Annotated in this window: 8 protein-coding genes; 7 read left to right on the forward strand and 1 reads right to left on the reverse strand. The window is 39.9% G+C overall.

The window, feature by feature from the left end:
- The first annotated feature begins 14 nt into the window (after window positions 1-14).
- Together leuS and G608_RS0100605 are read left to right on the forward strand one after the other, a co-directional pair.
- Window positions 15-2,432, forward strand: coding sequence for a leucine--tRNA ligase (gene leuS, locus G608_RS0100600; protein ID WP_026494366.1), 2,418 nt, complete (start codon window positions 15-17; stop codon window positions 2,430-2,432).
- Window positions 2,433-2,735: 303 nt separating this feature from the next.
- Window positions 2,736-4,448 carry a methyl-accepting chemotaxis protein gene (locus G608_RS0100605; RefSeq protein ID WP_026494367.1) on the forward strand — a complete coding sequence of 571 codons (1,713 nt, stop codon included), beginning with the start codon at window positions 2,736-2,738 and terminating at the stop codon, window positions 4,446-4,448.
- Between the two features lie 596 nt (window positions 4,449-5,044).
- On the opposite strand, the gene G608_RS0100615 is transcribed toward G608_RS0100605, so the two are convergent.
- Window positions 5,045-5,470 carry a helix-turn-helix domain-containing protein gene (locus G608_RS0100615; protein ID WP_026494369.1) on the reverse strand — a complete coding sequence of 142 codons (426 nt, stop codon included), beginning with the start codon at window positions 5,468-5,470 and terminating at the stop codon, window positions 5,045-5,047.
- A 160-nt stretch (window positions 5,471-5,630) separates the two neighbouring features.
- Here G608_RS0100615 and G608_RS22050 point away from each other — a divergent pair, with 160 nt between their 5' ends.
- The 5 genes from G608_RS22050 (at window position 5,631) to G608_RS0100640 (ending at window position 11,489) form a co-directional block, all read left to right on the forward strand.
- Window positions 5,631-6,722: a DUF4352 domain-containing protein gene (locus G608_RS22050; protein WP_051208652.1), complete on the forward strand. Its 1,092-nt coding sequence runs from the start codon at window positions 5,631-5,633 to the stop codon at window positions 6,720-6,722.
- A gap of 91 nt (window positions 6,723-6,813) precedes the next feature.
- Window positions 6,814-7,662 (forward strand): pre-peptidase C-terminal domain-containing protein, encoded by an 849-nt coding sequence (locus G608_RS0100625; RefSeq protein WP_026494370.1) that lies wholly within the window; start codon window positions 6,814-6,816, stop codon window positions 7,660-7,662.
- Between the two features lie 484 nt (window positions 7,663-8,146).
- On the forward strand, window positions 8,147-9,574 hold the full coding sequence (locus G608_RS0100630) for a hypothetical protein (RefSeq protein WP_026494371.1): 1,428 nt from the start codon (window positions 8,147-8,149) through the stop codon (window positions 9,572-9,574).
- Window positions 9,575-9,584: 10 nt separating this feature from the next.
- Window positions 9,585-10,268 carry a GntR family transcriptional regulator gene (locus G608_RS19385; protein WP_035794245.1) on the forward strand — a complete coding sequence of 228 codons (684 nt, stop codon included), beginning with the start codon at window positions 9,585-9,587 and terminating at the stop codon, window positions 10,266-10,268.
- Between the two features lie 15 nt (window positions 10,269-10,283).
- On the forward strand, window positions 10,284-11,489 hold the full coding sequence (locus tag G608_RS0100640; RefSeq protein WP_026494372.1) for an NADP-dependent isocitrate dehydrogenase: 1,206 nt from the start codon (window positions 10,284-10,286) through the stop codon (window positions 11,487-11,489).
- The last annotated feature ends 126 nt before the right edge of the window (window positions 11,490-11,615 follow it).

The raw sequence follows: 11,615 nt of genomic DNA on the forward strand, positions 1-11,615 counted from the left end.
ATGAGGTGCTATAAATGTCAGAGTTATACAATCACAAAGAAGTCGAGCAAAAATGGCAGAAGATTTGGGATGATGAGGATGCGTTCGCAGCCACAGATGATTATTCAAAGCCCAAATACTATGCTTTAGTTGAGTTTCCCTATCCTTCAGGACAGGGACTTCATGTAGGACATCCTCGTCCGTATACAGCGCTTGATATCGTTGCACGTAAGCGCAGAATGCAGGGCTACAATGTTCTTTATCCTATGGGATGGGACGCTTTTGGTCTTCCCACTGAGAACTATGCCATCAAAAATCACATTCACCCCAAGATTGTAACAGCAAACAATGTTAAGAAGTTCAAGGATCAGCTTCATTCCCTTGGATATTCTTTTGATTGGAAAAGAGAGATCAATACAACTGATCCCCATTATTATAAGTGGACACAGTGGATCTTTTTAAAGCTTTTCAAGGAAGGTCTTGCTTATAAGAAGGAGATGCCTATCAACTGGTGTACTTCCTGTAAGGTCGGCCTTGCTAACGAAGAGGTTGTTAATGGTGTTTGTGAGCGCTGTGGTTCAGAGGTAGTTCGTAAGGTTAAGAGCGAGTGGATGCTGAAGATCACAGAATATGCGGATAAGCTCATCGACGGACTTGATGGTGTTGATTATATTGAGAGAGTAAAGGTATCCCAGAAAAACTGGATCGGCCGCAGTACAGGTGCTGAGGTTGATTTTGCAATCAAGGATACAGAGGATCATCTGACAGTTTATACCACAAGATGCGATACACTTTTTGGTGCTACATATATGGTTGTTTCTCCTGAGCATCCTTATCTTGATAAGTATCAGGACAGAATTTCTAACTGGAATGATATCATTGCATACAGAGAAGCAGCTGCTAAGAAGTCTGACTTCGAGAGATCAGAGCTTGCAAAGGATAAGACCGGTGTCCAGATTGACGGACTTATGGCTATCAATCCTGTAAACGGCAAAGAAATTCCAATCTGGGTTTCAGATTATGTACTTATGAGCTATGGTACAGGTGCTATCATGGCGGTTCCTGCTCATGATGACAGAGACTGGGAGTTCGCAAAGAAATTTAACCTTCCTATCATTCAGGTTGTTGCCAAGGATGGCGAAGAGGTAGATGTTAACGCAGCAGCATTTACAGATGTTGCAACAGGCGTTCTTATCAACTCAGATTTCATCAATGGCCTTTCAGTAAGCGATGCTAAGGAAAAGATGATTTCCTTCCTTGAAGAGAAGAAGATCGGCCATGCACAGGTTAATTACAAGCTTCGTGACTGGGTATTCTCACGTCAGAGATATTGGGGAGAGCCTATTCCGATTGTTGATTGTCCTAAGTGCGGATATGTAGCAATTGATGAATCAGAGCTTCCGCTTCTTCTTCCTGAGGTAGAGAGCTATGAGCCTACAGATAACGGTGAGTCACCTCTCGCAGCTATGACAGACTGGGTTAATACAACATGTCCCTGCTGTGGAGGCCCTGCTAAGAGAGAGACAGATACAATGCCTCAGTGGGCAGGTTCATCATGGTACTTCCTCAGATATACAGATCCTACCAATGACAATGCACTTGCAAGTAAAGAAGCACTTAAATACTGGATGCCTGTAGACTGGTACAACGGAGGAATGGAGCATACAACACTTCACCTTCTGTATTCCAGATTCTGGCACAAGTTCCTTTATGATCAGGGTGTTGTAACAACTCCGGAGCCTTACCAGAAGAGAACAAGCCATGGAATGATCCTTGGTGAGAACGGCGAGAAGATGAGTAAGTCCCGCGGTAACGTTGTTAATCCTGACGATATCGTAGAGGATTACGGTGCAGATACACTTCGTACCTACGAGATGTTCATCGGTGCATTTGATCTTGCTGCTTCATGGTCTGAGGACGGTGTAAAGGGCTGCCGCAGATTCCTTGAGAGAGTATGGAAGCTTCAGGATATTCTTGTAGATGGAGATGAGTATTCAGACGACCTTAAGGGCGAGATGCACAGAACCATCAAGAAGGTATCAAGCGATTTTGAGAACCTTAAGTACAACACAGCTATTGCAGCTATGATGTCACTTATAAATGACTTCTATAAGAAGAATGCTGTTACTAAAGCAGAGTACAAGACACTTATCACAATGCTCAATCCTGTAGCGCCTCATATTACTGAGGAAATCTGGCAGAGAATTGGCGGTGAAGGAAGACTTTACCAGCAGACATGGCCTGAATATGACGAGGCACTTACTGTTGAGAATACAGTAGAGATCGCAGTACAGGTTAACGGTAAGGTACGTGCTACAATCTCAATTGGCAAGGATGATCCTAAGGATGATGTACTTGCAAAGGCAAGGGAAGCTATCTCAGGTAAGTTTGATGGAAATATCATCAAAGAGATTTATGTTCCCGGTAAGATTGTAAATATCGTTATGAAATAATAGTAAAATAAAATGAATTAGCAATAGGAACAGGCTGTTTTTTCAGCCTGTTCTTTTTATTATCAAAAGGTATTACTTCGGTTTTATTAAAAATAAAAATATGTTATTCGAAGCACTGTTATAAAAATATAATCTTGATTTTTTTTAGTTTTAAATATGTATTTACCAATTCTTAAATTTTTGGAAAATCGTATATAAGTGTATGTTTATTTCATTTAATTTGTGTAGAATTAAATTATGTATGAATGCATACATTTATGCCAAATTTTGATAATTTATCCTTTTTGATGAGGAGGGAAGACGATGAGTGTATTGAATCTTATACGTGTTGATGAAAAGAAAATTCATGACCTGAGTGTTAAAGAGAAATTCGACTCGACATTCAAACAGATAATCATTATGTTCTGCACAACTGCGGCAATTTTGGCAATAACCATTATTGCAGCTCTTATTTCCATAAGAACGATTTATCGTAAGTATTACACAATGAATACCTATCAAGCTGAGATAAGAATAGATGTACAGGCTTTATCTAAAGCTTTTCTGTGGGCACTTTCATCTCCCGATGATTCAATTCGGCAAGAGCAGCTTGGAAAAGCCATGGAGAAGTTTGCGGAGTTTGATGCCAATCTTGAAAATTTGGCGACAGTACTGGATGATACCTCAGCATTAACAGCGGTGTCAAATGATCTTAAGGTAGTACAGCAGAATGGTAAGACGCTTGGTAATATGTTCACCGACGGATCAAGCTCGGAAGAAATATTCTACTATTTCAATGATACGCTATATCCTTCTATTGATGCTGCGGTGCAGGATTTTAAGAGTGTTTCCTCAGGGTCAAAGGAATCTGCAGCGGCAGCATACCGGAACGCTCTCATTATAGGTATAGTGCTTTCGACGCTTTCAATAATCATCGTAATCATGGTTATGATTTATATCGTTGATGTTAAGAGAAAACTTTCGAAGTCAATTCTTGAGCCTGTTGAAGAGATTTCCAAGGCCGCTGACGATATGTCCAGATGTAATCTTAATATCAACATTGATTATACATCCGGAGATGAACTCGGCAGGCTTGCAAAGGACCTTAATGAGTCTACGTCCTTCACTGAACAGATAGTTGCGGATATCAGAGAAACCTTAAAGCTGGTTGCGGATGGCGATTTTACTCAGGGTACGCTTCATCCGGAGCTTTATAAGGAAGATTTCGCTCCTATCAAAGAGGCTCTTGATAATATTACAGAGTCACTTTCGGATACTCTTTCCAGAGTTAAAGATTCATCACATAGCGTATCAGAAGGTGCAAGCGGAATGAGCAGGGGAGCAACTGATCTGGCAGAAGGAGCTACCGATCAGGCTGCAGCCGTTGAAGAGCTTACAGCATCTGTTAATACCGTTACTGAGCAGACAAAGCTTATGGCAGAAACAGCTGAGAAATCCAGAAAGATGGCCGATAAGGTTCGTGAGGACGCTGATGCCAGCGCTCGCAAGATGCATCTTGTTACAGATGCTATGGTAAGGATCACAGAGGCATCTAATGAGATTGAGCAGGTAACCAACTCAATTGAATCGATTGCCAAGCAGACACAGCTTCTTGCTCTTAACGCATCCATTGAGGCTGCCAGAGCAGGAGAGTCAGGAAAGGGCTTCGCAGTTGTTGCTGAAGAGATCAGTACGCTGGCCAGCCAGAGTTCTGAGGCTGCAAAGAATACACATCAGCTTATTCAGGATACAATGGAAGAAATCAGGAACGGTAATGACGTAGTTGGAGAAACCACCGATGCTCTTCAGCAGATGCAGCAATCAGTTGAAGAAATTACCGGCATGATTATGGAAACCGGAGAGATGGCACAGAATCAGGCCACCAGCATGGAAGAAATCAACGAAGGTATCGATCAGATTTCCTCAGTAGTCCAGAGTAACTCCGAGACCGCCCAGGAATCCAGCAACGTTTCTCAGACCCTTACCGAGCAGTCTGAAGACCTGACCAGAATGATCAATCAGTTTAAACTGCGGTAACCTGACAGCGCCCTTTGAATTGGGCCATTGACTCATTTCCAGGTCGGTTAGGCTCGCTTGTTTTTCTAATGTCGAGGCGCTTTCACTGCTTCATGCTCCGAAAAAACTTGCAGGCCGCATATGGGTATATTTTATATCATGGTCATAACGGCGCAATGCGCCTACAACAAAAAGCAGAAAATCCTTTGAGCAAGCTCAGGATTTTCTGCTTTATTTGTTTTGCCGCTTGCTACGCAAGCTCTATGACCATGATTATTTACACTTTGAAGCGGCCTGCTGCAAACAGTTTTCTCCGCATGAGTGAAAGCGTCTTTCTCCATAAGAAAAACAGACACTCACCTAAAATACCCGAAAATGAACCGATGGGCGATTTCATAGAGCAAAGCTCTTCAAACTGAGATAAACTGCATTGTGCCGTTTGTATGACATTTATAGATAGTTTATAAAATAATAATGATTTTTTAGGTGCGAGTTAACTATAGTTTCATTTTGCATTGATAAAATCAAAATATAACAAACGCCTATAGATATATAACAGAAAATGGAAATTTACTACTTATTTGCCAAAGCTTTAGAAATAAAAAAGCACTAGAAACCTAATGCTTTAATTTTGATACCTTATATTGTGCAAACTCAATTAGTTCATTTTTTGATTCTTTATCTAATTTAGAAAAGTAGTAGAGGAGTTGTAGTTCCAGATTGTTTAATCCAGAATGACGACTATCTGATTTGAAGGAAGAAAGTTCGGCTTCTTCGAGTGTACGAGATGTATAGTCAGGAGCATCAAAATATATCTCATTATCGAGTGGAACGCAGAGCTTTAATAGCTCATCAGTTGTAAGACCATAGAAGTTGGCAAGTTTATATAACGAAATAATGCTTGGGGTACGTTTACCAGCTTCATACTGCTGATAGGTTGGTTGTTTTACATCAATATTGGCAGCAATATAACTTTGCGTATATCCATGAATAGAACGTAACTCTCTTAGTTTATTGGCGATTTTTTCGTTATCATTATCCATTAGTTGATTTGCCTCCGTTTAACAATAGTTTAGTCGAGATTAGGCAAAGGTAGATTAAGATGCGATATATCGATATAGGCAAATGCAATAATTCTCAAAAATCCATTTACGTCAGAACTAATCATCTGACAAAAATCATATATGAAGGGAGCGGTTTTTTATGGCTAAAATGATTAATTGTAAACATTGTGGGCAGGAAATTGCTGCCAGTGCAAAAGTATGTCCTCATTGTGGGGGGAAGAACAAAAAACCATTCTATAAAAAATGGTGGTTTTGGGTTCTTGTAGTATTAGTTCTTTTAATTGGTGCAGGTAGTAACGGAAGTAAAAATACTGATACGAAGAAGGTTGGCGAATTAGAGACTGCGGATAAAAAGGAAGAATCCAAGTCTGCTGGTACTGAAACAGCATCTACTGAGGCTAAAGAAACCGAAGCAAAAGAAGCAAAGACTGAGTATCATGTAGGAGATATTCTTGAAGATGGGAATATGCGTATAGTTTATGTATCTTCTGGTGATTACCATGAAGATAATGAGTATATGCAACCACAAGATGGAAAGAAGTACATTTATGCAAAATTTGAGTTCGAAAATATTTCAGATTCAAAAGATGCATCAGTTTCTTTCTATAGTTTTGAATGCTATGCAGATGGTTATGCTTGTGATATGCATTATGGAAATGATGAGTCACTTTCCGCTACCTTGTCAGCTGGTAGAACAACTTCGGGTATCCTTGTATTTGAGGTTCCAATTGATGCAAAAGAAATAGAAATTGAATATACAACTAATATGTTCACGTCAGATAAGATCAAGTTTATATATGATGGAGAAAAGGACTCGGGCTACACACCTAAGACTAATACGGCAGCGTCTGCTGATGCTTATAGTGTAGGAAGTATTGTTGAGTCATCAAAAATGAATGTTACATATATTTCCTGTGAGAAAGATACATCATATAGTCAATTCTCAGAGCCTAAATCTGGATATCACTATATTACATGTACTTTTGAATTCGAAAATGTAGGTGATTCAGATCAGGGAGTAACATATTATGATTTTGATTGTTATGCTGATGGAGTAAATTGTGAACAGGCTTATTGGCGTGATGATGGAATCAGTGCAACCTTGTCTGCTGGAAGAAAAACAAAGGGAACAGTGACATACATGGTACCTGATAATGCTACAACTGTAGAAGTTGAATATGTAGCAAATTTCTGGACCTCCAATAGAGTAGTGTTCACTGTTGAGGAATAGGTTTAGTTACAAGATAATCTTACTTAGCGACGGTGCTTATGAATCATGATTAGTAGTGTAATAAGGATTTATCAAATATTAGGAGGAAAATATGAATCAGATTATAAAGAGAAGTATTGTTTTTATCGTTGTTATGACTATGCTTTTATGTATACGGAATGATGTCTCAGCAGCTACGCCTGAAGGAACGATGTACAATCCGGTGAATTTTGGAACAGGTAGATCTTATACAAAAATATGGACCAGATATAATGATGATTTGAATTTCTATGCATCATTTACAATGCTACAAAATGGTTATGTATCTATAAATGCTACTAAACCATTTGATGATTATGGTGAGGTTGCGTCATATAAACTCTATATGTACGATTCAAGTGGAAATGCGGTTTGGGATTGTCTTACTACCGGCCAAAGAGATATACCTACAAGTAGTTATAATTATACTGTTGGTTTAAAAAGCGGCATTTATATCCTGAGATTTGATCCCTCCTTTGTAGTATATTCAGGCGGTATTAGCAGTACTATATCTATTAACACTGTGGCAAATCCTTATTGGGAAGCTGAGAATAATGATAGTTATGAAAAAGCAACAACTCTTAAGCTGAAGAAAAAGTATAATGCCGTATATGGTGAAAACAATGATATGGATCAGGATTTTTTTAGATTCAAGGTAAAAAAGGGTAAGAAATATGTTATAAGTTTAGGAAATTATAGCGATTTTTCAGCTACTTCTACAATAATTAAAATATATGATCCTAAAAAGAAGGATGCAAGGAAATATGGAAGCAAATATAGTAGTGCCGGTTATGAGCTGGAGAAAAAAGGGCGAGTGACAATTAAGGCAAATAAAAATGGCTACTATTATATTAGATTGTATAATTCTTTTGGATATAGTAATCCTGGTGTGAAATACTCGATTAAGGTCAAGCAAAAGTAAAATTTGGCATAGTTGTAAAAACGCAATGTTCACTTAATAAAAAATTGGATAATCTAAGTTTATATGCCATAAGCACTTTTATATTTTTAATAAGAAAGTGCTTATGGTATTTTGTTGTTATTGCTAAAAGTTTTTAAATATATGTTCGTGAATGGCGGATATTACATTTTGATACTTTAACGTTTTAAAGCGTTGACATACATGGTATTATTGTATACAATGATACGCAAGATTGAAATTAAGTCGTATAACCAATCTTACAATCACAGAAAAAATCTAATAGATTGAATTTTATTTAGCGCCGGTGGGGCCGGAAAACATATATGTTCCACGAAGCTGCTTTAAAAAACGTCGGTTCTTAGGCGGCGTTTTATGACGCCTTAGTACCGCTACGTTTTTTACAGAGCGAGAGCGTCAGCTGAGTGGAATATACATGTTTGCAGGCCAAAACGGTGCGAAGTTAACGCAATTACAGGAGGGAAAAATGCAGGATCAGACATTCCAGAACAGGCCAGTAACTATGAATGAGCACAACAATCTGTTACAGATTGAAGAGCATATGTATATTCTTGATGATGTGAAGAAACCAAACGTTTTCAGGAATATGTTCCCATATGATGAGGTTCCGAAGATTCCTTTTAACGACAGAATCGTTCCTCATAATATGCCTAAGGATATCTGGATTACAGATACAACCTTTAGGGACGGACAGCAGTCCCGTGCTCCTTATTCAACTGAGCAGATCGTAAAAATCTACGATATGATGCATGAGCTTGGCGGCCCTAACGGAATGATAAGAGCCAGTGAATTTTTCCTTTATAGCAAGAAGGACAGGGACGCTGTTTATAAGTGCATGGAGAGAGGCTACGAATTCCCGGAGGTTACCAGCTGGATCCGTGCCAGCAAGGAAGACTTCAAGCTGGTAAAAGAGATCGGTATGAAGGAAACCGGTATCCTTGTAAGCTGTTCTGATTATCATATTTTCTTAAAGCTGAAGATGACAAGAAAGCAGGCATTGGAGCATTATCTTAGTGTTATCAGAGACTGCCTTGAAGAAGGAATCGCCTGCAGATGCCATTTAGAGGATATCACGAGAGCAGATATATACGGATTTGTAGTACCTTTCTGTGTTGAGCTTATGAAGCTTCGTGAGGAGTACGGCCTGCCAATAAAGGTACGTGCCTGCGATACCATGGGTTATGGCGTCAATTTCTCAGGTGCCGTTATTCCGAGAAGTGTACAGGGTATTATTTATGCTATAAACACCAACGCCGGCGTACCCAGTGAACTTATTGAATGGCATGGTCATAATGATTTTTATAAGGCAGTTACAAACTCAACAACTGCATGGCTCTATGGCTGTTCAGGCGTAAATGCATCACTTTTTGGTATCGGTGAGAGGACAGGAAATACGCCTCTAGAAGCAATGATATTTGAGTATGCGCAGCTTAAGGGCACACTTAATGGAATGAATACCCAGGTTATTACTGATCTTGCGCGCTACTATGAGAAGGAGCTTGGATACCATATTCCGCCACAGACACCGTTTGTGGGAAAGAATTTCAATGTGACAAGAGCCGGAATTCACGCTGACGGACTTCTTAAAAATGAGGAGATATATAACATTTTTGATACTGATAAGTTCCTTGGTAGACCGCCTGTAAGTGCTGTTTCAAACACATCAGGTCTTGCCGGAATAGCTCACTGGATCAATGTTCATTATCATCTTAAGGGGGATCAGGCTCTTGGAAAAGATGCTCAGATCGTACAGCTTCTTAAGGAGTGGGTTGACGGTGAATATGAGAATGGCCGAGTTACTGTTATGTATGATGAGGAGCTTACAAGTAAGATCGATGAGGTTTCAAAGCTTATCGGAATAGAAATAACAGATGGAGCCGTTAAGACATTGTAAGAGAGGGCTTATGGAGAAGAAGGATTTAAAGCACGAAGTCACAGATAAATATTCTTTAAGGGGCCGTGTATTTAACAGAATACGAGATGATATTCTGAATGGGAAATATTCTGATGGTGAGGAGCTTAAGGAAGTTGCTATCGGTAAGGAGCTTGGCGTAAGCAGAACTCCCGTAAGAGAAGCTCTTCGTCAGCTGGAGCTGGAAGGACTTGTGCAGATTATTCCCAATAAAGGCGCATATGTAGTCGGGATAAGTGTGGAGGATATCCATGATATTTACATGATAAGATCCAAGCTTGAGGGACTTTGCGCACGATGGGCCTGTGACAACATCACGGATGAGCAGATGGAAGAACTTGAGGAAATAGTTTATCTTGCAGATTTTCATGAGAGCAAGGGACACCTTGAGCAGCTGGCTGAGCTGGATAATCGTTTTCATACGATCCTTTATGAGTCCTGTGATTCCAAGATGCTTGAACATCTTTTGAAGGATTATCATCAGTATGTCTGGAGGATAAGACAAAAGACCCTTTCAGGAAAACGAGGCAAGGATTGCAATGATGAACACAGAGCAATAATGGAGGCAATTAAGGATAAAAATCCGGATAAGGCCGAAGAATTTGCTAATAGGCACATGAGAAGCGCTTATGATAATATGGTAAAGAATGGTTTACTTAACTACAAAAACAATTGACCGGGAGGATTAGAAATGGCAAAAGTACAGATGACAACACCCATCGTAGAGATGGACGGCGATGAGATGACCAGAATTCTCTGGAAACTGATCAAGGAAGATCTTATTGAACCCTTTATTGAGCTTAAGAGCGAATACTATGATCTCGGTCTTAAATACCGCGACGAGACTGACGATCAGGTTACAATAGACAGTGCAAATGCCACAAAAAAATATGGCGTAGCTGTTAAATGCGCAACTATAACCCCCAATGCTGCCCGTGTTGAGGAGTATGACCTTAAAAAGATGTGGAAGAGCCCTAACGGAACAATCCGTGCTATGCTTGACGGAACAGTTTTCCGTGCTCCCATTCTTGTAAAAGGCATAGAGCCCAATGTAAAGACCTGGGAAAAGCCCATTACTCTTGCCCGTCATGCTTACGGTGATGTTTATAAAAATGTTGAGATCGCAGTTCCGGGAGCAGGAAAGGCAGAGCTTGTTTTCACAGGTGCTGACGGAACAGAGATCAGACAGACAATTCAGGAGTTTGACGGCCCCGGAATTATTCAGGGAATGCACAATAAGGATGCTTCCATAAAGAGCTTTGCAAAGGCGTGTTTTGAGTATGCTCTTTCAACAAAGCAGGATCTTTGGTTTGCAACAAAGGACACCATCAGTAAGACCTACGATGCAAGATTCAGGGAAATCTTTGATGAGACCTTTGCTAAAGATTACAAGAACAGATTTGATGAAGCAGGAATCGAATACTTCTATACATTGATAGATGATGCCGTAGCCCGCGTTATGAAGTCCAAGGGTGGCTTTATCTGGGCCTGCAAGAACTACGACGGCGATGTTATGAGTGATATGGTTTCATCTGCCTGCGGAAGTCTTGCAATGATGACTTCAGTGCTGGTTTCTCCTGATGGAATCTACGAGTATGAGGCTGCACACGGTACGGTTCAGAGACACTACTATAAGTATCTTAAGGGAGAGGAGACCTCCACAAACCCTGTAGCAACTATCTTTGCATGGACAGGAGCTATGAGAAAAAGAGGAGAGCTTGACGGTATTCAGGGACTTATCGACTGGGCTGATAAGATGGAAAAGGCCACACTTTCTACAATTGAAGGTGGTCAGATGACAGGAGATCTTGTGCTCATAACCTCAAATCCAAATGCTAAAAAACTTAATTCCGAAAACTTTATCAAAGCAATCAGAAATACTTATGAAACTATGTAAAAAATAGCAAATAAAGCTTTGACAATGCCGCAATAATTTAATAAGGTTAAATAGTAAACACGCATATGATGAGGGGCAAAGTGCGTGTTTATTTTTGCCTGACGGCCAGCAATAAAGATAGTGGAG

Origin of the sequence: Butyrivibrio sp. WCD3002 (assembly GCF_000424265.1) — a bacterium.
GTDB lineage: Bacteria > Bacillota > Clostridia > Lachnospirales > Lachnospiraceae > Butyrivibrio.